Consider the following 23,373-nt stretch of genomic DNA (forward strand, 5'->3'; position numbering starts at 1 on the left):
CAAGGTTTCTAATGATAAAAGCTTTACTCATCAAAATATCGACCAAATTCCCTATTTTTGCATAAAAATAGCAATTATGTTACACGCTCCAACAACTCCATTAGCAGAAAGAATGCGTCCGAAAAACTTGGATGAATATGTGGGTCAAGAACATTTGCTAAAAAAAGGGGCGAGTTTGAGAAAATCGCTTGATGCTGGAGTTTTGCCTTCTTTAATTTTATGGGGACCTCCAGGTGTTGGAAAAACAACTTTGGCAACCTTATTGGCTAACCAATTGAAACGCCCTTTTTATACTTTGTCTGCGATTTCTTCTGGAGTGAAAGATGTTCGTGAGGTAATTAAGAAAGCCGAAAATCAAGGAATGTTTGATCGTGCTGGATCGATTTTATTTATTGATGAGATTCACCGATTTTCAAAGGCACAGCAAGATTCACTTTTAGGAGCTGTAGAAAAAGGTGTAGTGACTTTAATTGGAGCTACAACTGAAAATCCATCTTTTGAGGTAATTTCAGCTTTACTTTCTCGTTGTCAAGTCTATACTTTAGAATCTTTGGAGAAAGACAAATTGGAATTGTTACTTAAAAATGCATTGAAACGCGATGAATATTTATCGAAGCTAGATGTTACTTTAAAAGAAACTAATGCACTGATTAGAATTTCTGGTGGAGACGCCAGAAAACTACTAACATTACTCGAAATTGTTGTCAGTACTTTTCCGCAAGATTCGAAAATTGAAATTACGGATGATGAAGTTTTTTCAATTGCACAACAGAATATCGCACGTTATGACAAAGACGGAGAGCAACATTATGACATTATTTCTGCATTTATAAAATCGATTCGGGGAAGTGATCCAAATGCCGCTGTTTATTGGTTAGCAAGAATGATTGAAGGTGGTGAAGATGCAAAATTCATTGCGCGTCGTTTAATTATTTCTGCGAGTGAAGATATTGGTTTAGCGAATCCAACTGCTTTAATTATGGCCAACAATACTTTCCAAGCGATCAACACCATTGGATTCCCAGAAGCGAGAATAATATTAGCACAATGCACAATTTATTTAGCGACTTCTCCAAAAGGAAATGGTTCTTACATGGCGATAAATCAAGCTCAAGAGTTGGTGAAAGCCACTGGAAATCTACCTGTTCCATTGTCATTAAGAAATGCACCAACAAAATTAATGAAGGAATTAGATTACGGAAAAGGCTACAAATATTCTCATGATCATCCTGGAAATTTCGTAGTTCAAGAATTCATGCCAGATGAAGTGAAAGGAGCTTCGTTTTTTAAAGGTGGAAGCAGTAAAAGAGAACAGGAAATTGAAGAAGGAATTAAGAAAATGTGGGGAGGGAAATATTAATTTTTTAATGGTTAATTGTCAATGATTAATTGTTAACGACAAAAAACACCTTTCTGTGATCTCTACTTCGGCAGACGCTGCACAAGTTTGAAAACCCTCTGTATGCTCTGTGTTAACTCTATATGCCACAGGTATTCTTCTTCTTCTTCTTCTTCTTCTTCTTCTCTGCGACCTCCGCGAAAACCTCTCCGCACTTTGCGGTTAAATCTTCAAAAGCATTTTAAACCCTTCTCCTATCTCCTCCAAAAGACTCTCAGCATTCATACCATATTCACTGTGCTTCTCAGCTGCAAATTCTCCAGCTAATCCATGCAAAACGACTCCAAGTTGGGTTGTTTCATCTGAAGATAATCCTTGTGCTAAAAGTCCGGTGAGAATTCCAGTCAATACATCTCCACTTCCTCCTGTTGCCATTCCTGGAGTTCCATTTAAACTGAAAGAACATTTTCCTTGTGGAGAACAAATAATCGTTCTGGCATCTTTTAATACGACATAAACTTTATGTTCTTTGCAGAATTCAACAAGTTTATTCAATCGGTCTAAGCTATTTTCTGTTACTCCAGCTAAACGCTCAAACTCTTTGATATGCGGAGTTAGAATACTATTTTCTGGAATATCATTTAACATCTCTCGGTTTTCCGAAATACAATTTAGCGCATCTGCATCAATGACAATTGGCTGAGTAACTTCTTTTAAGAAATACTTTAAAAACTGAACTGTTGCTGGCGACTTCCCTATTCCTGGACCAATTCCGTAAGTATGCTTTTCATTGATTTCTATCTTTCCTTCGAGGCAGTCAGTTCCATAATTATCATCACACATGGCAACTGGAGCACTCATTTGCATAACATTTAATCCAATCAAAGGAATTGTAGAAGTGACCAATCCAACTCCAGAAAAACTTGCCGCTTTGGATGATAAAACAGCTGCACCTATCTTTCCTCGACTTCCTGCAATGATGTTGGCGTGTCCGTAGGTTCCTTTATGTGAAAAGGTCTTTCTCTTCTTTAAAAATCCACCAACTTTCGAAGGAGTGATATAACTATAATTACTTTCTAATTTTGAAGCGAATGATTTATCTAATCGAATATCTAAAACAATTACTTTTCCTACGGAATTGCCTCCTTCTGGAAAGAAAAATGAAAGTTTGGGAACATGAAAAGTTAAGGTGAAATCTGCTTGAATTATTTGATCTTCTTTTGCGTTTAATTCATCACAATATAATCCAGAAGGTAAATCTATAGCGATTACTTTTTTAGTGCGGCTGCTATTAATTTGTTTTATAATTACAGCAGCTAACCCTTCAGCTGGTCGACTCAATCCAAATCCAAAAATAGCGTCAATAACTATTTTTCCATTGAACTTTATCGATTCTAATTCATTTTCAGATTGAATAGAGCGAATTTTACATTCAGTTTTTTGAAGTTTTGTTAAATTCAACTCATAATCTGGCGAATTCTTATCCGTAAAATTGAGTAAGATACATTCAACATCACAGTTGTTTTCTGAAAGTAATTGCGCGATAACTAATCCATCTCCACCATTATTTCCTGGACCGCAAACGATAGAAAATGAATGATTAAGTCCAAGGTTTTTATTGATCCAATTGAAACATTTACTAGCTGCCCGCTGCATTAAATCAGCACTTGAAATATTCTGACGTTCTGTAGAGAAAGCGTCAAGTTTCTTGAGTTGTTGAGCAGTTAGTATTTTCATAAGATCAATGTATACTTTCTAAAATCAATTTATTTGGCCCTTCAGGATGAATAACATTCAACACTAATCTGTCACTTGTAATTTCTTCGATAAGCAAAATATCTGTTCCTCGACTGTAAATAAAACGCTCTTCATATCTGTAATCGATAAATGTCAAAGTATCTCCTGAAATTGAGAAAAGTCTTTCATGCATCGGCACCACAACTTGACCTTGAGAATCGATATTAAAAACTTGATTATCCTCTGAAAACTTCAATCCATTTTGGAATCTATCAAAAGATTTTTCACTTTCAATTAATCTCCAATTTCCATCATTCAAAATATCCTCAACGTCTTTGTCACGAGATGAATCGGTTCCTTCTTTGCATGAAACAAAAAACAATCCTACTATAATCAAAGTCAAAAATTTCATTCCAATAATTTTTAAATCAATAATAAAAACACGTAAAACCAAAGATAGGCAAAAAGAAAGTATTGGAGCGTTCTAAATGAGCTGAGAGGTGTTACAGAATAGTTATCGGTCTGCTATTCATCATAAATCTTGATTTCTTAGCAATAAACATTTGGAAACTTTAATCGAATAGAAGAATAGACTTTGAAAAAGCGCTTTAAAGAAATTATCTGACTTATAGAAAGATTTTGGCTCTATATGAAATACTGTGGGTAATCAATTTTAATCCTTCTAAAAATTAATAGTTCTACTACGAATTCAACCGTTACCTAAACGAGTTGTATTTTAAAGTATTTATCAAAATTATCATTTCATTTTTATAAGCAAGCATATGGTGACCTGTATTTCAATTGGTTAGTCCGACAGTTGGCGGACGGCATATTAATAGCCAAGGACGTAAGTCCTTGGTTTAAAAAAAATAGATATAATACAAAACCCAACAAAACCGACCTAATTGCATGCAATTAGGTCGATTTTGTTGGGTTTTGTTTCGGTTTGTATCGTTTGGCGGATGGACTTACGTCCATCCCTATTAATATGCCGTCCCTCTGGGACTTAGAACAATAAACACTTAAATAACAGGGATTTATAAAATTAAGCGAAAAGTATTTTAATAGAAAGTTTCCATTTAAATAAAAGTAGAACCAAATTAACAATCGTTTAGCTTCAATTAAAACCATAGATTTTAAATCTACCCACACAAAATCATATAGAACCAAGATTTTACCCAAAACTCACTCAGTATAAATTCACTAAATTAATTAATTGTATTTTTATACTCATTAAATCAATGCAAAAAGACCTCAATTTTTGGGAGGAACAAATGGATTTGTTGGCCCAGCAGGATTACGTTATCATCGATCAGTTTTTTAATTCTGAACGTCTAAAATCAGCACATCATTTTTTCGAACAAAAGCAGGAAGAAGGTGAATTCCAAAAATCTGCTATTGGAGCTGCTGGAACATCTAAAGTTATAAATGAAATTCGTGGTGACTATACGTATTGGCTCGAACGCGAAAGAGACACTGAACTAGCTGCAATCTTTGAAGCTTTAGATGACGTAAAAACTATTTTCAACCGATTACTTTATTTAAGTCTAGCCGATTATGAGTTTCATTTGGCGCATTATCCTCCAGGTTCATTTTATAAAAAACACCTCGACCAATTTGAAGGTCGAAAAAATCGAATGATTTCAGTAATTGTTTATCTCAACAAAGGTTGGAAAGATGGTGATGGTGGAGAATTAAGAATCCATCCTGAAGGTGAAGATGCTATTGATATTACACCGTTAGAAAATCGTTGTGTGATGTTTCGAAGTGATACTTTATTTCATGAAGTGCTGACTTCAAATACTTCAAGGAAAAGTATTACGGGTTGGATGTTGTATCAGCCAGCGGTATTGCCTTTTTTGGCGTTGTAACACAGTATTGAGTATTGAGTAATAAGTAGAGAGTCTTGACTAAAACAAAAAAGTGATAACGAAGCTATTGCTCATTACCACCTTTTATTAAAATCTATTTTTATGTTCAGAGAGAATAATTTTGAGTACATGCCTCAAAACTCCCTACTCTATACTCCTTACTCAATGTTTAAAAATAGTTGCGCAGCAGTTTAACTGCTGCGCAATTATTTTTAAAACTTAAACATTAAAACGGAAGTGCATAATATCACCATCCTTAACGATATATTCTTTTCCTTCTACTCCGAATTTTCCTGCTTCTTTACAAGCTGCTTCAGAACCGTATTTTACGAAATCTTCATACTTCATAACTTCGGCACGGATAAATCCTTTTTCGAAATCCGAGTGAATAACTCCGGCTGCTTGAGGTGCTGTTGAACCTTTTAAAACTGTCCAAGCGCGAACCTCTTTTACTCCAGCTGTGAAATAAGTATCCAATGCTAATAATTTATAAGCTGAACGAATCAAACGTGCTACTCCAGACTCAGTCAAACCAAGCTCTTCCATAAACATTTGACGTTCTTCGAAAGTTTCTAATTCAGTAATATCTGCTTCAATTTGAGCTCCAATTACCAAAACTTCAGCTTCTTCGTCTTTTACTGCTTCTTTTACCATGTCAACGAATTTATTTCCGTCTTTTACAGAACCTTCGTCAACATTACATAAATACAAAACAGGCTTAACAGTAATCAAATGCAATTCATTCACATGTGGCCATTCGTTTTCTTCGAATTCCATTGCACGAACAGATTCTCCTGATTCTAAATGTTTCTTGATGCGTTCTGCTAAATCGTAAGCTCTCTTCGCTTCTTTATCACCATTCTTCGCTGCTCTCGCCAAACCATTCAACTTTTTGTCAATGGTTTCTAAATCTTTTAATTGCAATTCATAATCGATAACTTCTTTATCCCTAATAGGATCAACAGAACCATCAACGTGAATAATATTATCGTCTTCGAAACAACGCAATACGTGAATAATTGCATCCGTTTCACGAATATTTGCCAAGAACTGATTTCCTAAACCTTCTCCTTTGGAAGCTCCTTTTACTAATCCTGCGATGTCCACAATCTCCATAGTCGTTGGTACAACGCGCTCAGGTTTTACAAGTTCTTCTAACTTTTCTAGACGCGGGTCTGGAACAGAAATAGTTCCTACGTTAGGTTCGATTGTACAAAATGGATAGTTTGCCGATTGCGCTTTCGCATTCGATAAACAGTTAAACAATGTAGATTTCCCAACATTAGGTAATCCAACAATTCCACACTTTAATGCCATTTGAAAATATTTTGATGCAAAGATAATGCTTGCGATTGATAAAAGAGTGAAAAGGTGTTGGAATTTGAAATTAGTATATCGGAGAAATAAACCTATTGATATAAAAGCAGCTAACTTAGGTATTATTAACCCGGATGCATTACTCTGCAGCTTTTTCAGAATTCAAATGAACAAAAGGCTTTTTACCGAGTAGTTTATTGATTTTTTTGTGTCTTTTGTCAAACAACCATTCTTCTAGTGAAGCTTTTGTTTCCTTCTCTAACAATTTGTCAATTCTATTTTCTAAACCTTTTAAATCCAACATTGCTTCAACGATTAAATCTTGTTTAATTTACAGCTAATCTCATAATTTGAGACAAAGACACTATGAATTTTACTCAACTGTAGTAATATAAATTTGAGGATAGCTTGCCCCCATGGTTGTACACAGCATTCCTTCTTCATTTTCGGGCGCCCTAAATTCAATATAAACTGTCATTCCATCAATTTTGAATTCGTCAGGCAAATTAAGTTCATAATATCTATTGCTAGCTGAATTCACTGGAAGCCCTGAAACATTATTATTGAATTTAATTACATACGCATCTCCACAATCCAATCCTATTCCCATTACGGTTGCATTGTGAGGATTTTTATTTGGTTCGTTGATTTCGTTTTCTTTCTTTTTACATGAGAAAGAAATGAAAATAAGTCCGAGAAAGATTAAAAATATATTTTTCATGAGTTGTGTTTTTTAATGTGTTTACCAAAAAACCATCAATTAGCAGTTTAGTCGTTGAAAGACCACTATTGAACATGCCTTTAAAACGACCTAACTATCAGATAATTAATCGAATATACAAATATGTATTTTAAATACATATGAAATTGAAAGTTTTACGGTAAAGATTCTGTTATATTTTTTGCTCATTATGTCTTTCCAATAAAACATTCAATAGTTTTATAGAATAATATCTGTCATGTTTAAGAAAGGCTTTAAAAACAGGTTTTAATTCTTTGATTAATCCTTTATCCTTAGCTGTTGACAAAATTCCTAATGTTACACCACATGTTACACCAAAGTTTTCGGCAATTTTTCTTGCTTTTTTGTCATCAATGAGCAGAAAGTCTGCGTTCAATTCTCTGTATAAAATTACCGATTCGGATTCTCCATAATCCATCACGAAAGTAAGTTCGTTGAATCCTTTGATATTAACTATCCTAGATTTAAAAAACAATTCAATTCTTTTGTAAAACTCTGTGCTGGTATCCAAAGTTATTTCTTCCCAAACTGCTTTAGGTATTTTTACTTCATCAAAAATATGGTTTAAAAGTTCTAACTTATCAATGATTGCTAATGAAAAGATTGGCCCAGCATCGGCGATAACAAGTCCGTTTTTCATTATTTCAATTTTTCAATATCACTTAAAACATCTTCTTTGTTTAAGTTTGAAATTGAAATTTTGTTTATAGAAAGTTCTTTTTCAAATTCAAGTCGCGTCAATCCTGAGAGTTGAGAAGCCTTGCCGATTGTCAACTTTTCCAATTTGTAAAGCTGAATTGCAAGTGCAAGTTTAATTCGCTTTTTCAAATCATTTTCTGACTCATTTAGAGCTAAAAGAATATCATTTGGAAAATCTATAGATATGGTTTGAGTACCCATTTTTATTCGCTTTAACTCAAATTTAGTGCTTTTTTTGATCAAGTTCAATTTAACTGCCTTATTCTTTTGCATAAATCTTAGCGTTCTCTCTATACGTTATTGTTAAAATTTACACTTCCCCAGCGAAAGATTACAGGTATGAAGGTCAAAGAAATAAATCTGTTTTGCTAGGACTTTATAAATCGCCTGCCATGTAAAGGAGTCGTTATTGGTTTTACTTTGCACATTCTACCTAAAGGTTTTAATAGAATAAGACATTTTGGAATATTGAGTAGTAGTTGAAAAAAGATTAGACTTTCCGAACTAAGAGATGTTATGGCTTAGAAGTAGTGGAGTCGAAATAGAAGCAGCACAAGTCGTGATAAATATGCGGTTTTTATGAAAATGAACTTTAATCGGCCAAAGCCAATGTGAAATGTGCACACATTTTTAATGCTTTTAACCACTAGATGAATCTTTCAAAACACGGTGTTAAATCGTTTGCCCATAAGGAAAGCCAGATCTCACGATTGAAATGCGGGACAGGCTGTCAATATTGTATTCAGCGGGCTCCATTGAGATTGTAGAAATGATGGACTATCGGGATGTCGGATACTTAGTTATTGTAAGTAGTTTTATATTTCATTTCCCTTTTTGTCAATATAGAATTTACGGCCATTAATTTTAACTCGTGCCTTACCAAATTCAAAAGAGGCAGCCTCGTCAAATTTAAATCCAATAATAGTCTCACCAATTTTGTTTAGAAAACCAAATTTTCTATTTAGTCTAGCCAGACAAAGTCCTTCAGAAAAGCTTTCGGCAAACTCATATTTCAATGGTATTATTTCGTTTCCTTTTTCATCAACAAAACCATAATAGTCAGTCTTCTTTCCTATCAAATATACTGAGGCTAGGCCTTCCGAAAAATCATATGCCATATCATACTTGTATTCTATGATTAGGTTTCCTTGTCTGTCCATATAGCCGTGTTTCCATTCAGAATTCTCAACCGGATTCAAGTCCTTATCTAAGTTCAAAGTTGTCAATTCAGTTTCTGTGGATTTATTGTGATTGTTAAGGAGTTCAATTTGATTTTGGGGTATCATTTTCAAATACTTCCTCTCTAGAAAGTCTAATATTTTTTCAATTGAATTTAAGTCCCCACCATAATTGTTCTCGTTAATAAGAAATGCAAATTCATCTTTACCATCGACTTTAAGAGCTAAAATGTTCGCATCAAAAAAACCGTGTCTAAACAAATAGCTTTCATCCTTTCTTTCAATGAGTAAAGAGTTGTTTCCTAAATATTCCCATTTTCCTTTTTCAACTTTGCCGTTTTTAGAAATTAACAATTCAAAATTGCTTCTGAAGATGTATACTAACTTTGAATTACTTAACTCATCAAGAACAACCCAATGTTGATTTGTTAACAGAGTTAGATTATCAAGTTTTTCACTGTATCTTTTTATTTTGGGAATTATGCCTGCTAAGTATGTTTTCATATGTAATATAAATTTATTGAAAGCGCAATTTCATGTCTCAAATTAAGGCCTATAGCTTAAGGATTTGCAGCAGCGTATAACTTAAATATTTTATCGAAGATATAAACTTTTAGATTTACAACAATGTAAAAATAGAAGGTATTTACAGGCTGACCAAAGGGCTGTGTTACCTACTGTACTTTCTGTTTGTGCATTAAATTTAATAAACACTTCAAATCCCCTTATTACCAGTTAAACTCGAAACCTCCAAGGGTAATACCAAAAAATAGAATAAATGAATTTTGATTAAAATTAATCGGATTACTTTCAATTATTGAATTGCTTGTACTAGCGTCTGTATAGTATGATGAACCATTCGCTTTTAAATATACAAATTCAGTTTTTATTTGAAAAAATGCGCTACTTCGTTTCTTAGGTTTATCACTAAATTTAAAATAACCACGAATGGCGGTGCCAACTTTAAACCCCATTGAACTTGAAATTTCATATTCATATTTTCTTTTGAATGAAATGTTATTTGCCTTATCGAAAAAGTTAACCTCAACAGAAGGAAAATCAGCTTCAATAGTATATAGATAATCAGCATAAGGAATAATTACTGCTTTTTTAAATGGAAAGAAACCTATTAAACCGATTTTAAGCAATCTAAAATTATAACCAGTTTTAAACGGAGAATAACCAGTTTCAGAATTGTTTTTAGCAAATGAAATATCATAATTAGACAAATTGTTTTGAAATTCATTTCTAATTTTTGATTCATTCATAGTTCCACCAACGAAATCAAAACCTGTTTCAAAACCTAGTTTATCTTTGAAAATACCTTGAAAATCAATTTGAAAACCGGTGAATAGATTACTTGTAGTGGAAATAAGAGATTTAGAAGGATCCGGTAAAGGTCCATTCGTTTTGGTATCCCACATACCTACCCCAAATTGGAAGATATTTAATCCTAGTCTAAAATTTGATGTTACAGAATTCTGTGCAATGAAAAAACTTTCCTTATTTTCACTTTTTTGACCATATGTGAAAATTGATATTGACAAAAAAAAGATTATAAATATATTTTCTCTCATGTTATTAAGCGGATACTATAATGGCAGATAACGTTTAGTATAAGGAACGTAGGCCAGTTGATAAATACTATCGTTTCGGTTTAACACTTAGCTAAATATAAATATTTTGCTTTTAACTTTTTATCTGTAAACGCTAAATTTTATATTTAGCGGACTTTGTAAATAAGCCCAGGCTTTCGGTTAAGCCATAAATGCCCTATGTTTTTTAAACACTGTTAGGCAAAGTTTGCTATCCTGCCATATATTCAATAACAGCATTCTTCACTAATTCAATTCGAACATTTTGAATGTATTTCATTCTAATATCATCTTTTTCAGCATCATAAAGTTCTCCAACATTATGGAATTTCACACTTAATCTATCGGTAATTCTTTTTGATAGTTTGATGTTGTCAATATTATGAGACCTTAGTATTTTATATAAAGATATTATTTCTTCTTTTTGAATTTTACTTCCACATTTAGGACAAAATTTGAAAGTATCTTCTACTGTTTTGAAATCACAAGAAGTATTTAAACAATTATATTCATCAAAAGCATTGACGCTACTTAGTAGTTCTTTTATGACAGTTGATGATTCTGTATATGCTTGGTTATTTTCAATAGCTACTGAAGTACTATTTAATTCATTTATTCCTTTTAAGATTAAATCAGTGAATATCAGACTCGGATTGATTGTAATATAGTAGCCATATTTATTATGTCCTAAACTCTTTTTACTATGGTCTGTACTTGTAATGTTTGAATAGTCTAAAACCGAAAAAAGTTTTTCTAAACTATCATATGCTTTTGTGGATATATAGAATCCAATTGATAGTTTTCTCTTATTCGTTCTTTGTTTATCATTCCACAGCCTTAAATTAGGTATTAATGTTTCTTTCATTAAAACTTCTGCTTCTGATATATGCTGAGAATATTTTATTAATCTTTGTTTTAAGGTATCAAACTCTTTCCATTTTGTATTGAAAACAGTTCTGATTGAGTTAATTAGAATTTGATTGCTGATTTTTGATTGAAAAGCTTTACTGTTTTCTAATTCATCAATAATATGGAATGCAAACCTGGGGTTACCATTACTACAAATGCAGATAGTGTCAATTATATCTTTATTTACATTAAGTTTTTCCCAATACTTGGGGTTAAATTCCTGAATTCGTTTCTTTAAAATTTGCTTGATAAAGTCTACATCATTACTATTTAAAGGTTTCCAATTAATTCGAATCTCTTTTGCATCTTGACCTCTTTCGAAATATTTACCATAATTTGTAATACCTGGATATACAGCTGCTTTACAAGCTATTTTTGGGTCTCTTAAAGATTTGAAAAATGTAAAGAATTTTTCTTGTTGTGTGTGCGAAAAAACGTGAGCAGCCTCATCAAAAAGAAATACAATTCTACTTAAGCTAAAATCATTAACGAGTTTTAAAAGAAAATCTTTAAAACTTTGAGGGTTGTCTAATATATTAGCTAATTCAGTTGAAGGGACACATTTTTTCAATTCATCACTATCTTTTATATCTGCTTTCTCAAGAGTCTTGATATATTCATTTAGTAGTTCTGAATATTTAGTACTGTTATCACTTATAGTTAATCCAAAAATATCTGAAAGTCTACTATTAAGTTTGTTTATGCATCCAGGTTTAATTTTCAGAAGCATTTTTAAAGTCTCATCTAGGATTTTGCCCATTGTCCATTGAAGGAATGGGTCTATAGAATTATCAAGAATAACGATTCTTTCCAATCTAATAGATTCTTCAAAACTAATCCAAACAGGTAGTACACTGTTTTTTCCAAAATCTTTAATTGACCTTAACATTGCAGTTTTCATTAGCATAGTCTTACCAACACCTCTGCTGCCTTCAAGTAAATATTGTTCTGAATCTAATAATCTGTTTATTTTATCATCATTTCTTTCAATAAAATAATCGAGAATTAGTTTTTCATCCAAACTCTCCGTTCTATCTAATAAATAATCGCCTAGAGAATTTTTCATAATTTTAATAATTTTAGTCTTTTCGATATTTTAATAATTTCTTTTTCATTAAAATCATTATGTCTTACTATATACATATTTGATATAACGGATGTAATATTTAAAAAATGAGTTTCAAATTTTTTAAAACTTATTTTGTCGTATTTAATTGATAAATCCTTTTTTAACAGAGTTTTATGTCTGCCGTGCACGACATCACACAAAGCAGAGTATTCCATTTTTAAAAAACCACTTATAGAATCTGGTTTATACTCTAACTTTTGAATATCATCATAGAATGTATTGATATATTTACTTGTAAAAAACATATAATCATTAATCAATGCACTTACATATTTATCGGCTTTTATATTCTCATTTATAGATAATTTTAATTCTATTTGATGGTCGTAATAAAAAAAGGAATGACAAACCAATTCAAGTATATTTCTTAAGCCTGTTAATCCTAATTTACTATATCCTGAAATAGCACTATGTATTACAGCTATTAATTCTGTAATGATTTCATTCCAATAAAAATCTGTGGTTTTATCATTTTTAGAAATGCGTTCTGATATTTCAATTACAGCATTAAGTCCTTCCAAAATATCAGTCAAATCATTATCTTCAATTGTTTCTGTTTGAATTTGATTTGACGCTTTAATTAGTTGTTCTATGGTATTTTTAGTAAATGACATTTTTTTTGTAATTTTGCCTAACAATTCGATATACGTATTGCGTATATTTATACTGTACATTTCTACCCAAATTTAACATTTTTTTTAACATCCCTACACTTTTAAGAACCTTATTTCAAAGGCAATAGACCTTCAATAAATATTTACAACCATTTGTAAGCACATAAAAACAACCAAAACCCCAAAAAAAACCAACAAAAAAAAGCGGCTCCCCGAAAGAAACCGCCCTAATAATATAATTACCCTACCCTAAAACCTAAGCCGCCTTCATCTTAGCCATCTTAGAACTAGAAAACTGCTTTTTAGCATACTCCAAAGTAACTCTATACTCCTTAGCTGGATTTTTACTTCCTGGAATTTCATACATCGCTTCTGTAAGAATTGCTTCACAGATAGAACGTAATCCACGTGCACCTAAACCAAATTCTTCTGCTTTATCCACTATAAAGTCAAGAACTTCGCTATCAAACTTCAAATCTATTCCGTCCATCTCAAACAATTTTACGTATTGTTTGAACAATGAATTTTTAGGCTCTGTAAGAATTCTACGCAATGCTGTTTTATCAAGCGGTTCTAAGTAAGTCAATACTGGGAAACGACCAATTAACTCAGGAATTAAACCGTAAGATTTTAAATCTGTTGGATTAACAAATTCCAATAAGTTGTCTTTATCAATACGTTCTTCTTCAACGTTAGCAAAACCAATTGTTTGACGATTTACACGTCTAGCAATCAATTTCTCAATTCCGTCGAAAGCACCACCACAAATAAACAAAATGTTTTTCGTGTTGACTTTCACCATTTTTTGCTCTGGGTGTTTTCTTCCTCCTTGTGGCGGAACATTCACCTCTGCTCCTTCAAGCAATTTAAGCAAAGCTTGCTGAACACCTTCTCCAGAAACGTCACGTGTGATTGATGGATTATCACTTTTACGCGCAATTTTATCAATCTCATCAATGAAAATAATTCCACGTTCTGCCGATTGCACATTGTAATCTGCAGCTTGCAATAAACGCGATAAAATACTTTCAACGTCTTCTCCTACATAACCTGCTTCCGTTAAAACAGTAGCATCAGCGATACAGAAAGGAACGTTTAACATTTTAGCAATAGTCTTCGCCAAAAGTGTTTTCCCTGTTCCTGTTCTTCCAACCATCACAACATTCGACTTATCAATTTCGATATCATCATCTCCAACCTTTTGGTTCAAACGTTTGTAATGATTATAAACAGCAACAGACAACGTCTTTTTAGCAGACAATTGACCAATAACGTATTCGTCTAATTTCGCTTTAATTTCTGTTGGCTTATAAACTGTCAAAGGTGCATTATCTCCACCTTCAATTTCTAATCCTCCGCTTGGGATTTCTTCTTTCACTATTGTTTGCGCTTGGATTATACAGTGGTCACAAATGTGTCCAGATATTCCAGCAATCAATAATCTCACCTGACTCTTTGGTCGGCCACAGAAAGAACAAGTTGTTTCTTTTTTACTCATATATTATGACAAAAAAGGCCAATATCGCTATCGACCTTTTGGTTTATTTTACAAAAATAAGTAATTCTTATAGGCTTCCCAAAAAGGAACACAAAAACTACTTCGTTTTAATTCTATTTGTTTTTTCGAAGTAACACTTCATCCACCATTCCGTACTCCTTCGCTTCCGTTGAAGTCATCCAGTAATCACGGTCAGAATCATCTTGAACTTTGTCAAATGGTTTTCCTGTGTGGTGTGAAATAATGTCATACAATTCTTTTTTCAACTTGATGATTTCACGCGCTGTAATCTCGATATCAGAAGCCTGACCCTGCGCACCACCTAATGGTTGGTGAATCATTACACGTGAATGTTTCAATGCTGTACGTTTTCCTTCTGCACCTGCACACAATAAAACTGCTCCCATTGAAGCTGCCAATCCTGTACAAATCGTTGCTACGTCTGGACTGATGTATTGCATTGTGTCATAAATTCCTAATCCTGCATAAACACTTCCTCCTGGAGAGTTTAAGTAAATTTGGATATCTTTCTTAGGATCTACAGACTCTAAGAACAACAATTGAGCGTTAATGATATTCGCTACCTGATCGTCGATTCCTGTTCCTAAAAATATAATACGGTCCATCATCAAACGAGAAAACACATCCATTTGTGACATATTCAATTGACGTTCTTCAATAATGTAAGGTGTCATCGAAGATTCAATATATTGTCCAACATGCATACTGCTGATGCCTAAATGTTTTGTTGCGTATTTTTTAAACTCCTCTTTATTATACATAGTTATCTCTTTTTTCGTATTCGTAATTATCGTTAAAGATACAATTCCCAATTAAAATTGTTCAACAAATAATTACGAATTGATATTAATGATTGAAAATTCTTAATTCTTCTTTTGGTTATCAAATACCATGCTTTATCTCAACGTCGGTCAAAATTGGATTGAATTCCGTCAAATTTTGAGAATACCGGTATGTTTTTGATAATTCAACGTCATTATGGCAGATGATAAAAATTAATTACGAATTGTTCAATTACGAATTACGAAAACCTCAACGAGGTTAATTACGAATTGAATAAATTCAAAACCCCTTCGATTGTTGCCTTCGACAGGCTCAGTCAACGGATAACTCTTCGGTGACTGAGCTTGTCGAAGGCGACGAAATCAGTTTGCAAAACGCCCCTACGTTATGCCTCCGATTAATATTTCCCCCTGGGAAATCATCAACTTTTATAATTAATCACGAATTTTTCATTTTTCATTTAATTTCATTTAATTACATTTGTCTAACTATGGAATTAAAGGTAAAAGACATCACATCGCTCTTGGAGGGAATTGCTCCTTTGGGAAGTCAAGAAAGCTATGATAATTCGGGATTAATTGTGGGAAATCACGAGTTGAAAGTCACAGAGGTGTTGCTTTCTTTGGATTGCATTGAAGAGACAGTTGAGGAAGCCATTAAAATTGGCGCAAATCTGATCATTGCGCATCATCCCATTGTTTTTGGTGGACTCAAGCAGTTGAATGGAAAGAATTATGTTGAACGAACAGTAATAAAGGCCATCAAAAACGACATTGCTATTTATGCTATTCACACGAATTTAGATAACTATAAATTTGGAGTGAATTATGAAATTGCAAAACGCCTTGGAATATCAAATCCTAAAATCTTAGCTCCAAAGAAAAACGTTTTAAAGAAATTAGTTTTCTTTTGTCCAGAGAATGATTCTGCTAAAGTTACACAAGCAATTTTTGAAGCTGGCGGAGGAAATATTGGCGAATATTCAGAATGTAGTTTTGAAAGTTCAGGAAGCGGATATTTTTTACCTGGAGAAAATTCGAAACCTTCAAGCGGTGAAATTGGAACTAGGGAAAAAGCCAATGAAAAACGCATCGAAGTTTTAATTCCAATTTATAAAGAAAGTCAAATCATTAAAGCAATGAAAACGGCACATCCTTATGAAGAAGTGGCGCATGACCTCTACCCTATTTCCAATGTGAATCAAGATGAAGGTTCAGGAATGATTGGAGATTTGGATAAACCAATGGAAGTTGGAGCATTCTTGAGTCATTTGAAGTCTGCTTTTAATTGCGGAATTATTCGACATACTGAATTAATAAAGAAAGAAATTAAGACCGTTGCATTTTGTGGTGGAGCTGGAAGTTTTTTGTTGAACAAAGCAAAAAGTCAACAAGCTGATATTTATATTACAGGAGATTTCAAGTATCATGAGTTTTTTGATGCTGAAAAATCGATAATCATTGCTGATATTGGACATTTTGAGAGCGAACAATATACTCCAAACTTAATTCTTGCACTATTGCAGAAAAATTTTATTAACTTTGCCTTCCATTTGAGTAAGGTGAATACAAATCCTATTAATTATTTTTAGCATATATGGCAACAAAAGCAAAAGCTAAGTCAAGCACAACTGTCGCTGAGCGCTTAGAAGCATTAGCGAATTTACAGCAAATTGATTCAGAAATCGATCGTCTATTAACAATTCGTGGTGAGCTTCCTTTAGAGGTTGAAGATCTTGAAGCGGACATCGAAGGTCTTGAAAAAAGAGTTGAGAAATTAACTGGTGAATTAAAAGATATAGAAACTGATATTACCGATCGTAAGAACGAGCAAAAAGATGCTCAAACTGCGATTCTACAATATAAAGAGAAACAAAACAACGTTCGTAATAACCGTGAATTTGAGTCTTTAAGTAAGGAAATTGAGTACCAAGAATTGGAAATTCAGTTGCACGAAAAAAGAGCCAAAGAAGCGAAAGCGAAAATTGAGCACAAAAAAGAGGTGATCAACGAAGTTCAAGAAAAATTAACTGGTCGTAAGACTGATTTGAAAGTTAAAAAAGCTGAATTAGAAAACATCATCGCTGAAACTGAGAAAGACGAGGAAAAACTCAAGAAAAAATCAGAAAAAGCAATGAAAATGCTGGATGACCACTTGAAAACGGCATACGAAAGATTACGTACAAGTGCGAAAAACGGTTTAGCTGTTGTTCCTGTTGATCGTGATTCTTGTGGAGGTTGTTTCAACAGAATCCCGCCACAACGTCAATTGGACATCGTTCAAAAGAAAAAGATTATTATCTGTGAGCACTGTGGAAGAATTTTAGTTCCAGGTGAAGAAGAAGTTGTAGAAGATTAATCTCTTTTACTATATTATTGAAAGTCCTAGCAGAAATGTTAGGACTTTTTTTTTGTTGGGGATTGTTTTATGCTAAACAAGTTTAGAATACTGGAAGAAATCCAATTAACTTAATTGAGTAAATAAACAGCGTTCCCACGAGATAAAACCTCGAGGGAACACTTTGCAAAAGGGTTAAAATCAAAAAAGAGGGTTAAAATCAAAAAAGAGGGTTAAAATCAAAAAAGAGGGTTAAAATCAAAAAAGAGGGTTGGGATTAATGGCGCTCCGCGCCATTAATCCCAACCCTCTTTTTTGAACTCAAATCCTAAAAAAAAGTTGCCGCGAGATTTTATCTCGTGGTACTTTTTTTTTATTTATCGGTCTAGTTCCACATCGACAGGCCACAAAAAAAACTACTTCTCACTAAAAGTCGAGCGTAATTTGAAATGCAGTATAGACATAAAAAATATTGACTTGATTTTGCTTTTAATTAACTCGTGGAAATTAGCTAGCTATTGTTTTATAATATTCCATATCCCTACAATTTAATGTGACCCATTATTAAGATGACAGCTTAAAAGGTGACACAATCGAAAATAGAATTATCAGAAAAAACGCTAATTATTTTAGATAGAATTGAATCATTTTCAAGGACTTTTCAATATAGTTAGAATCACAATAGTCAATCAAGTCATGACTTCTGTCTCCATAAAACTCAACATAATCTCCATTAACTTCAAAAGTAAATTGTTTTCCAGTTTTTGAAGTCAAATAGGAAAGATAATCCCCCATTTCGTCTTCTTCCACCTTAAAAGACAAATCGCTATTGATAATAAAGTTTTCAATAGCCTTCAATAATTCAATTTGCTTTTTTGAACCTTGTATCATATTTTAAAACTAAACTAATTTCTATTTATCGTAAAAATTACTCTATAACGATTATTAATCCGATTTTAAAATTCTGAAAAATTGAATAGAATATAAAAAACCAGCATTTAGGTCAATTTTACATTGATTAAAACACCATTACGAATGCATAAGCTCCTTCCTTAACAATAACCTCTTATAGTTAAGCTATCACGCATAAAGCCTAAAGCATACAGCCTAATGCCGCTACCTACCCTTCCTTCCTTTTCAAATTCAAATATTTCTCAATACGCTTCGTCAAAATCTGAAACATCATTTTTGAATCTTTCTCCTCTAATTTTCTACCAAAAGAAATACGTTTTTGAAAAAATTCAAACTGTATTCTGTTCGAACCTCGAACCCATAATGAGTCATCATAAACTTTTTGAAAAGAATTTTCTTTCATTGCAATCAATGAAAATTTCGTGATGTTTTCTATAAAATATTGTTTCGTATTTCCATAAGAACCAATTGATCTTTTTATACGTAAAACGTTTTTATCAAGTTTTATATACTCTCTTCCAAAAAAGAGATACAGCATTGTACGCAAAACCCGAATAGCAAAATAAAGCCAGAAAATCATGAATATAAATAACGCAAGCTTCTCTTGATCGTTATAATCTTTAAACATTTGAGAAGTTACATAACCACCAATAAGCAGCCACAGAAAAAACCAAGTTATTAAGAGTCCTTTTTTGCGTCCCAGTTTAGGAGGATATATTACAAAACTAATACTGTCCTTTTTGTCTAAAAAGCTAATGCGTTCGCCGATCCATTTCATATGTTAACAAAGATAAATATCCTTTTGAAATTAAACCGTATCAAATTGATAAACAATTATAAAAATTAAAATGTAACACCACAGCGTAGGCAATTTGAATAAAAAAATAGATTTATTTCATGTATCCATAAAATATCTATTGAAATATGGATTTCATTTACTACCTTAATACCAATCTATAAACACTAAAAATTATTAACTATGAACTGGAGTATTGAAAATAATAAAATAGAAAGAGACTTCATATTCGAAGATTTCAAACAAGCATTGGAATTTGTAAATATGGTGGGTGGAGTAGCGGAAGATATGGACCATCATCCAACGATTTTAATGCACAGTTATAAGAAAGTAAATATCAAACTCACCACAAGCGAAGAAGGCAATATAGTTACTGAACTTGATCATAAAATGGCGAAAAAGATAGATGAGGGCTTAAAAACATTATAGTTTCACAAAATATTTATCTTTACAGAAAAACAAAATATGGCCAAGGTTGGAATTATAATGGGGAGTAAATCAGATTTACCAATTATGCAAGAAGCTGCAGATATCCTCGATTATTTAGGAGTATCCTACGAGATGGATATTGTTTCTGCACACAGAACACCTGAAAAGATGTTTGATTACGGCAGAAACGCACATAAAAGAGGAATCAAAACAATTATTGCAGGTGCAGGAGGTGCAGCTCACTTACCAGGAATGACCGCCTCACTTACTCCTCTTCCAGTGATTGGAGTTCCAATAAAATCACGAAATTCAATTGATGGATGGGATTCAATTTTATCTATCCTTCAAATGCCAGGTGGAATTCCAGTAGCAACAGTGGCATTAGATGGCGCTAAGAACGCTGGAATCCTTGCTGCAAAGATTGTAGCAGTTGGAGAACCTGAACTAATGGAGAGATTAGTAGAATATATCGATGAACTGAAAGAAGCTGTTCTAAAGACTGCGGAAGAATTGAAATAGAATAATTCACATATAATATGAATGAAAGGAGAAACTAAATGGTTTCTCCTTTTTTTTGTTTGATGAACGGATGATTTTTTTTTGCAAAGACGCACGGCCGTGCGTATCTGCAAAAAGAAACCATTCATTTCCACGTAATAAAACACGAAAATTCACACCATAAAAAAAAGCGTTTCTTTCGAAACGCTTTTAAATAAAATTTATATAAATTCAGATTAACCTCCGAAATCATCAAATGATACATTCTCAGGTGGAACACCCCACTGATCACACATATTCAAAACCGCTTGATTCATCATTGGTGGGCCACAGAAATAAAATTCGATATCTTCTGGTTCATCATGTTTTGTCAAATATTGATCGATAACTACTTGGTGAACGAATCCTACGAATCCATCACCTTCTTCATCATTCATATCTTTCTTCACTTTCCAGTTGTCTTCCTCTAAAGGCTCAGACAATACCATATAGAATTTAAAGTTAGGGAATTCCCTTTCTAATTCACGGAAGTGTTCAATATAGAACAATTCAGCTTTAGATCGACCTCCATACCAGTACGTAACTTTACGGTCAGTTCTCATTGTTTTGAATAACTCATACAAGTGAGAACGCATTGGCGCCATTCCAGCTCCACCTCCGATGTACAACATTTCTGCATCAGATTCCTCGTTGATGAAAAATTCACCATAAGGACCTGAGATAATTGCTGGATCACCTTGTTTAAGGTTGAAGATATAAGAAGAAGCAATTCCAGGATTAACTTTCATCCATCCACCCGCTTTACGGTCAAATGGTGGAGTTGCAATACGTACATTCAACATGATTTTTCTTCCTTCAGCAGGATAAGAAGCCATCGAATAAGCACGAACTGTATCCTCATTGTTCTTCATTTGAAGAGGCCAAAGTTTAAATTTGTCCCAATCTGGCTTAAACTTATCAGGTTGACCTGGGTGGTCTTCCGGATGAGCTGTAACGTCCATTGTTTTGAAATCAACAACACAATTAGGAATACGGATTTGGATATATCCACCCGCTTTGTAATCCATGTCTTCTGGAATCTCAACAATAAACTCCTTAATAAAAGTGGCAACGTTGTAGTTTGAAACTACTTTCGCCTCCCATTCTTTAATTCCAAGAACCTCTTCAGGAACTTCGATTTGCATATTCTCTTTTACCTTAACTTGACAGCTTAGACGAAAGTTTTCTTTGATCTCTTTTCTAGAGAAATGAGGTTCTTCAGTTGGTAGAATACTTCCACCTCCTTCATGCACTTGACAAATACACTGAATACAAGTTCCACCTCCACCACACGCTGATGGTAAAAAGATTTGATTATTACTTAATGTACTTAAAAGTGTATCACCACCATTAACCTCTAATTCCTTCTCTCCGTTTATAGTAATTATTATTTTTCCTGCTGGAGATAATTTTGCTTTTACAAAAAGCAACATTGAAACCAACAATAAAATTACTGCTAAGAAGAATACTACTGTAATTAAAATTGATAAACCCATTACTGTTCTAGTTTTTCGTTAATAACTTGAGAGGTTTCAATAGCACCTCCACTGATAGTATTTGTTGTACTCTCTTTTTCTTTCTTTTTTCCGTACTCAACTCCCATGAAACTCATGAAAGCGATTCCCATTAATCCAGTTACGATAAAAGTAATACCTAAACCTCTTAATGCTGGTGGAACGTTTGAATAGCGAATCTTCTCTCGAATTGCCGCCAAAGAAACGATAGCGATAAACCAACCAATTCCCGAACCTAATGCAAATGATGTTGCATCTAAAATCGTGGAATATTGACGGTCTTGCATAAATAATGCACCCCCAAGAATTGAACAGTTTACAGCGATCAATGGTAAGAAAATTCCCAAAGCTCCATAAAGAGCTGGTGCAAACTTCTCAACCAACATTTCAACTAACTGAACAATCGAAGCCACTACTGCAATAAACATAATGAAAGACAAGAAGCCTAAATCAATAGTATTTGCCCCACTAATTCCATACTCAGGATTTAACCAGTACAAAGCTCCTTCTTTCAATACATAATTCTCTAATAAATAGTTCATCGGTACAGTAACAACCAATACGAAGATGACTGCTAAACCAAGACCTACTCCTGTTTTCACTGTTTTAGAAACAGCTAAATAAGAACACATCCCCAGGAAATAGGCGAAAATCATGTTTTCGGTGAAAATCGCCTTTACGAATATATCTAATGTACTTTCCATAATTAAAAATCTTAACTCTTATTAATTTTCTTCGACAAGTTCCTTGTTCATTGAACGCTGAATCCAGATGATAACTCCTACAACGATCAACGCCATTGGAGGTAAAATCATCATGTTATTGTTCACATATCCTAAAGCATACAATCCACTTTCTTCACCTGGTAAGTTATTTCCAAATATGGAAGCTCCCCAGATTTTTCCAGAACCTAATACTTCACGCACTAATGCAACAACAATAAGAATCCACGCATATCCGATAGAGTTCCCAACAGCATCTAATATAGAAGGCCAAGGTTTGTTTGCCATAGCAAACGCCTCAAATCGTCCCATAATAATACAGTTGGTAATAATCAATCCAACGAATACGGAAAGTTTTTCAGATACATCTGGTACATAAGCTTGCAGCATCTCATTTACGATAATAACAAGAGAAGCAACAATTACCAATTGTACAATAATACGTACACGAGATGGGATCAAGTTTCTCAATAAAGAAACGATTAAGTTTCCAAAAATCATTACGAATACTACCGAAATAGACATCCAGAATGCTTGTTCAACTTGAACTGTAATAGCCAAAGCAGAACAAATACCTAATACTTGAATAGTAATCGGGTTATTATCCGCTAAAGGATCTGTAATTAAACGCTTGTTCTTTTTTGAGAACAACGGCTCTTTTGGCGCTTTTAATTTATCTTCAGTCTGACTCATA

Annotated in this window: 24 protein-coding genes and 1 pseudogene; 7 read left to right on the forward strand and 18 right to left on the reverse strand. The window is 33.3% G+C overall.

Features of this window, described 5'->3' with window-relative positions; translation table 11 throughout:
* The first annotated feature begins 76 nt into the window (after nucleotides 1–76).
* Complete coding sequence (locus ERX46_RS12610; protein WP_130094230.1) at nucleotides 77–1,360, forward strand: replication-associated recombination protein A; 1,284 nt, start codon at nucleotides 77–79, stop codon at nucleotides 1,358–1,360.
* Between the two features lie 201 nt (nucleotides 1,361–1,561).
* On the opposite strand, the gene ERX46_RS12615 is transcribed toward ERX46_RS12610, so the two are convergent.
* Both ERX46_RS12615 and ERX46_RS12620 read right to left on the reverse strand, forming a co-directional pair.
* The gene (locus ERX46_RS12615) at nucleotides 1,562–3,076 is read right to left on the reverse strand and encodes an NAD(P)H-hydrate dehydratase (protein ID WP_130094231.1); all 1,515 of its coding nucleotides are present in this window, start codon (nucleotides 3,074–3,076) and stop codon (nucleotides 1,562–1,564) included.
* A 4-nt stretch (nucleotides 3,077–3,080) separates the two neighbouring features.
* Nucleotides 3,081–3,488: a hypothetical protein gene (locus tag ERX46_RS12620; RefSeq protein ID WP_130094232.1), complete on the reverse strand. Its 408-nt coding sequence runs from the start codon at nucleotides 3,486–3,488 to the stop codon at nucleotides 3,081–3,083.
* 829 nt (nucleotides 3,489–4,317) lie between these two features.
* Between ERX46_RS12620 and ERX46_RS12625 the strand changes: the two genes are divergently transcribed.
* Nucleotides 4,318–4,947, forward strand: coding sequence for a 2OG-Fe(II) oxygenase (locus tag ERX46_RS12625; protein ID WP_242494576.1), 630 nt, complete (start codon nucleotides 4,318–4,320; stop codon nucleotides 4,945–4,947).
* Between the two features lie 219 nt (nucleotides 4,948–5,166).
* On the opposite strand, the gene ychF is transcribed toward ERX46_RS12625, so the two are convergent.
* The 5 genes from ychF to ERX46_RS12645 form a co-directional block, all read right to left on the reverse strand.
* The gene (gene ychF, locus ERX46_RS12630) at nucleotides 5,167–6,264 is read right to left on the reverse strand and encodes a redox-regulated ATPase YchF (RefSeq protein ID WP_130094233.1); all 1,098 of its coding nucleotides are present in this window, start codon (nucleotides 6,262–6,264) and stop codon (nucleotides 5,167–5,169) included.
* A 139-nt stretch (nucleotides 6,265–6,403) separates the two neighbouring features.
* Entirely contained in the window at nucleotides 6,404–6,568 is a 165-nt protein-coding gene (locus ERX46_RS17530) for a hypothetical protein (protein ID WP_165366231.1), read from the reverse strand.
* A 69-nt stretch (nucleotides 6,569–6,637) separates the two neighbouring features.
* On the reverse strand, nucleotides 6,638–6,985 hold the full coding sequence (locus tag ERX46_RS12635) for a hypothetical protein (RefSeq protein WP_130094234.1): 348 nt from the start codon (nucleotides 6,983–6,985) through the stop codon (nucleotides 6,638–6,640).
* A gap of 172 nt (nucleotides 6,986–7,157) precedes the next feature.
* Nucleotides 7,158–7,646, reverse strand: coding sequence for a DUF3368 domain-containing protein (locus ERX46_RS12640; protein WP_130094235.1), 489 nt, complete (start codon nucleotides 7,644–7,646; stop codon nucleotides 7,158–7,160).
* Nucleotides 7,646–7,906, reverse strand: a complete 261-nt coding sequence (locus ERX46_RS12645; protein ID WP_130094236.1) for a UPF0175 family protein — start codon at nucleotides 7,904–7,906, stop codon at nucleotides 7,646–7,648. Before ERX46_RS12645 ends, ERX46_RS12640 begins: the two co-directional genes overlap by 1 nt.
* Nucleotides 7,907–8,019: 113 nt before the next feature.
* On the opposite strand from ERX46_RS12645, the pseudogene ERX46_RS17915 reads away from it, so the two are divergent.
* Nucleotides 8,020–8,185: pseudogene (locus tag ERX46_RS17915) on the forward strand (transposase); the annotation flags it as partial.
* Nucleotides 8,186–8,520: 335 nt separating this feature from the next.
* Here the strand turns inward: ERX46_RS17915 and ERX46_RS12655 are convergent.
* From ERX46_RS12655 to clpP, 6 genes are all read right to left on the reverse strand, one after another.
* The gene (locus ERX46_RS12655; protein ID WP_130094237.1) at nucleotides 8,521–9,387 is read right to left on the reverse strand and encodes a WG repeat-containing protein; all 867 of its coding nucleotides are present in this window, start codon (nucleotides 9,385–9,387) and stop codon (nucleotides 8,521–8,523) included.
* 224 nt (nucleotides 9,388–9,611) lie between these two features.
* A complete protein-coding gene (locus tag ERX46_RS12660; protein WP_130094238.1) occupies nucleotides 9,612–10,430 on the reverse strand; it encodes a hypothetical protein in 819 nt (272 codons plus the stop codon).
* Nucleotides 10,431–10,689: 259 nt separating this feature from the next.
* Complete coding sequence (locus ERX46_RS12665; protein ID WP_207214169.1) at nucleotides 10,690–12,453, reverse strand: hypothetical protein; 1,764 nt, start codon at nucleotides 12,451–12,453, stop codon at nucleotides 10,690–10,692.
* A complete protein-coding gene (locus ERX46_RS12670; protein WP_130094239.1) occupies nucleotides 12,450–13,130 on the reverse strand; it encodes a hypothetical protein in 681 nt (226 codons plus the stop codon). Before ERX46_RS12670 ends, ERX46_RS12665 begins: the two co-directional genes overlap by 4 nt.
* 256 nt (nucleotides 13,131–13,386) lie before the next feature.
* On the reverse strand, nucleotides 13,387–14,628 hold the full coding sequence (gene clpX, locus ERX46_RS12675) for an ATP-dependent Clp protease ATP-binding subunit ClpX (protein ID WP_130094240.1): 1,242 nt from the start codon (nucleotides 14,626–14,628) through the stop codon (nucleotides 13,387–13,389).
* Nucleotides 14,629–14,741: 113 nt separating this feature from the next.
* Entirely contained in the window at nucleotides 14,742–15,410 is a 669-nt protein-coding gene (clpP, locus tag ERX46_RS12680) for an ATP-dependent Clp endopeptidase proteolytic subunit ClpP (RefSeq protein ID WP_130094241.1), read from the reverse strand.
* Between the two features lie 512 nt (nucleotides 15,411–15,922).
* Here clpP and ERX46_RS12685 point away from each other — a divergent pair.
* Nucleotides 15,923–17,023, forward strand: a complete 1,101-nt coding sequence (locus ERX46_RS12685; protein WP_130094242.1) for a Nif3-like dinuclear metal center hexameric protein — start codon at nucleotides 15,923–15,925, stop codon at nucleotides 17,021–17,023.
* Nucleotides 17,024–17,028: 5 nt separating this feature from the next.
* On the forward strand, nucleotides 17,029–17,790 hold the full coding sequence (locus ERX46_RS12690) for a zinc ribbon domain-containing protein (protein WP_130094243.1): 762 nt from the start codon (nucleotides 17,029–17,031) through the stop codon (nucleotides 17,788–17,790).
* Between the two features lie 603 nt (nucleotides 17,791–18,393).
* Here the strand turns inward: ERX46_RS12690 and ERX46_RS12695 are convergent.
* On the reverse strand, nucleotides 18,394–18,660 hold the full coding sequence (locus ERX46_RS12695) for a hypothetical protein (protein WP_130094244.1): 267 nt from the start codon (nucleotides 18,658–18,660) through the stop codon (nucleotides 18,394–18,396).
* Nucleotides 18,661–18,889: 229 nt separating this feature from the next.
* Nucleotides 18,890–19,459 carry a hypothetical protein gene (locus ERX46_RS12700; RefSeq protein ID WP_130094245.1) on the reverse strand — a complete coding sequence of 190 codons (570 nt, stop codon included), beginning with the start codon at nucleotides 19,457–19,459 and terminating at the stop codon, nucleotides 18,890–18,892.
* Nucleotides 19,460–19,660: 201 nt separating this feature from the next.
* Between ERX46_RS12700 and ERX46_RS12705 the strand changes: the two genes are divergently transcribed.
* Together ERX46_RS12705 and purE are read left to right on the forward strand one after the other, a co-directional pair.
* On the forward strand, nucleotides 19,661–19,906 hold the full coding sequence (locus ERX46_RS12705) for a 4a-hydroxytetrahydrobiopterin dehydratase (protein WP_130094246.1): 246 nt from the start codon (nucleotides 19,661–19,663) through the stop codon (nucleotides 19,904–19,906).
* A gap of 36 nt (nucleotides 19,907–19,942) precedes the next feature.
* Complete coding sequence (gene purE, locus ERX46_RS12710; RefSeq protein WP_130094247.1) at nucleotides 19,943–20,425, forward strand: 5-(carboxyamino)imidazole ribonucleotide mutase; 483 nt, start codon at nucleotides 19,943–19,945, stop codon at nucleotides 20,423–20,425.
* A gap of 215 nt (nucleotides 20,426–20,640) precedes the next feature.
* Here the strand turns inward: purE and nqrF are convergent, their stop codons facing one another.
* From nqrF to ERX46_RS12725, 3 genes are read right to left on the reverse strand one after another with little or no spacing between them, the layout of a single operon-like run.
* Entirely contained in the window at nucleotides 20,641–21,939 is a 1,299-nt protein-coding gene (nqrF, locus tag ERX46_RS12715) for an NADH:ubiquinone reductase (Na(+)-transporting) subunit F (protein WP_130094248.1), read from the reverse strand.
* Nucleotides 21,939–22,661, reverse strand: a complete 723-nt coding sequence (nqrE, locus tag ERX46_RS12720) for an NADH:ubiquinone reductase (Na(+)-transporting) subunit E (RefSeq protein ID WP_130094249.1) — start codon at nucleotides 22,659–22,661, stop codon at nucleotides 21,939–21,941. The genes nqrF and nqrE overlap by 1 nt, the downstream gene beginning before the upstream one ends.
* 21 nt (nucleotides 22,662–22,682) lie before the next feature.
* The gene (locus ERX46_RS12725; RefSeq protein ID WP_130094250.1) at nucleotides 22,683–23,372 is read right to left on the reverse strand and encodes an NADH:ubiquinone reductase (Na(+)-transporting) subunit D; all 690 of its coding nucleotides are present in this window, start codon (nucleotides 23,370–23,372) and stop codon (nucleotides 22,683–22,685) included.
* Nucleotide 23,373 lies beyond the last annotated feature (1 nt).

It is taken from the genome of Brumimicrobium glaciale (assembly GCF_004152935.1).
GTDB classification, from domain to species: Bacteria; Bacteroidota; Bacteroidia; order Flavobacteriales_D; family Crocinitomicaceae; genus Brumimicrobium; species Brumimicrobium glaciale.

What these genes read in the sequence shown, in the direction of transcription:
- ERX46_RS12625 (WP_242494576.1), top strand. Translation starts at nt 4,318, where the DNA reads ATGCAAAAAGACCTCAATTTTTGGGAGGAACAAATGGATTTGTTGGCC.
- ERX46_RS12615 (WP_130094231.1), bottom strand. Translation starts at nt 3,076, where the DNA reads ATGAAAATACTAACTGCTCAACAACTCAAGAAACTTGACGCTTTCTCT.
- ERX46_RS12670 (WP_130094239.1), bottom strand. Translation starts at nt 13,130, where the DNA reads ATGTCATTTACTAAAAATACCATAGAACAACTAATTAAAGCGTCAAAT.
- ERX46_RS12645 (WP_130094236.1), bottom strand. Translation starts at nt 7,906, where the DNA reads ATGGGTACTCAAACCATATCTATAGATTTTCCAAATGATATTCTTTTA.
- ERX46_RS12640 (WP_130094235.1), bottom strand. Translation starts at nt 7,646, where the DNA reads ATGAAAAACGGACTTGTTATCGCCGATGCTGGGCCAATCTTTTCATTA.
- ERX46_RS12695 (WP_130094244.1), bottom strand. Translation starts at nt 18,660, where the DNA reads ATGATACAAGGTTCAAAAAAGCAAATTGAATTATTGAAGGCTATTGAA.
- ERX46_RS12700 (WP_130094245.1), bottom strand. Translation starts at nt 19,459, where the DNA reads ATGAAATGGATCGGCGAACGCATTAGCTTTTTAGACAAAAAGGACAGT.
- clpX (WP_130094240.1), bottom strand. Translation starts at nt 14,628, where the DNA reads ATGAGTAAAAAAGAAACAACTTGTTCTTTCTGTGGCCGACCAAAGAGT.
- ERX46_RS12690 (WP_130094243.1), top strand. Translation starts at nt 17,029, where the DNA reads ATGGCAACAAAAGCAAAAGCTAAGTCAAGCACAACTGTCGCTGAGCGC.
- nqrE (WP_130094249.1), bottom strand. Translation starts at nt 22,661, where the DNA reads ATGGAAAGTACATTAGATATATTCGTAAAGGCGATTTTCACCGAAAAC.
- clpP (WP_130094241.1), bottom strand. Translation starts at nt 15,410, where the DNA reads ATGTATAATAAAGAGGAGTTTAAAAAATACGCAACAAAACATTTAGGC.
- ERX46_RS12610 (WP_130094230.1), top strand. Translation starts at nt 77, where the DNA reads ATGTTACACGCTCCAACAACTCCATTAGCAGAAAGAATGCGTCCGAAA.
- ERX46_RS12725 (WP_130094250.1), bottom strand. Translation starts at nt 23,372, where the DNA reads ATGAGTCAGACTGAAGATAAATTAAAAGCGCCAAAAGAGCCGTTGTTC.
- ERX46_RS12705 (WP_130094246.1), top strand. Translation starts at nt 19,661, where the DNA reads ATGAACTGGAGTATTGAAAATAATAAAATAGAAAGAGACTTCATATTC.
- ERX46_RS12655 (WP_130094237.1), bottom strand. Translation starts at nt 9,387, where the DNA reads ATGAAAACATACTTAGCAGGCATAATTCCCAAAATAAAAAGATACAGT.
- purE (WP_130094247.1), top strand. Translation starts at nt 19,943, where the DNA reads ATGGCCAAGGTTGGAATTATAATGGGGAGTAAATCAGATTTACCAATT.
- ERX46_RS12620 (WP_130094232.1), bottom strand. Translation starts at nt 3,488, where the DNA reads ATGAAATTTTTGACTTTGATTATAGTAGGATTGTTTTTTGTTTCATGC.
- ERX46_RS12685 (WP_130094242.1), top strand. Translation starts at nt 15,923, where the DNA reads ATGGAATTAAAGGTAAAAGACATCACATCGCTCTTGGAGGGAATTGCT.
- ychF (WP_130094233.1), bottom strand. Translation starts at nt 6,264, where the DNA reads ATGGCATTAAAGTGTGGAATTGTTGGATTACCTAATGTTGGGAAATCT.
- ERX46_RS17530 (WP_165366231.1), bottom strand. Translation starts at nt 6,568, where the DNA reads ATGTTGGATTTAAAAGGTTTAGAAAATAGAATTGACAAATTGTTAGAG.
- ERX46_RS12665 (WP_207214169.1), bottom strand. Translation starts at nt 12,453, where the DNA reads ATGAAAAATTCTCTAGGCGATTATTTATTAGATAGAACGGAGAGTTTG.
- nqrF (WP_130094248.1), bottom strand. Translation starts at nt 21,939, where the DNA reads ATGGGTTTATCAATTTTAATTACAGTAGTATTCTTCTTAGCAGTAATT.
- ERX46_RS12635 (WP_130094234.1), bottom strand. Translation starts at nt 6,985, where the DNA reads ATGAAAAATATATTTTTAATCTTTCTCGGACTTATTTTCATTTCTTTC.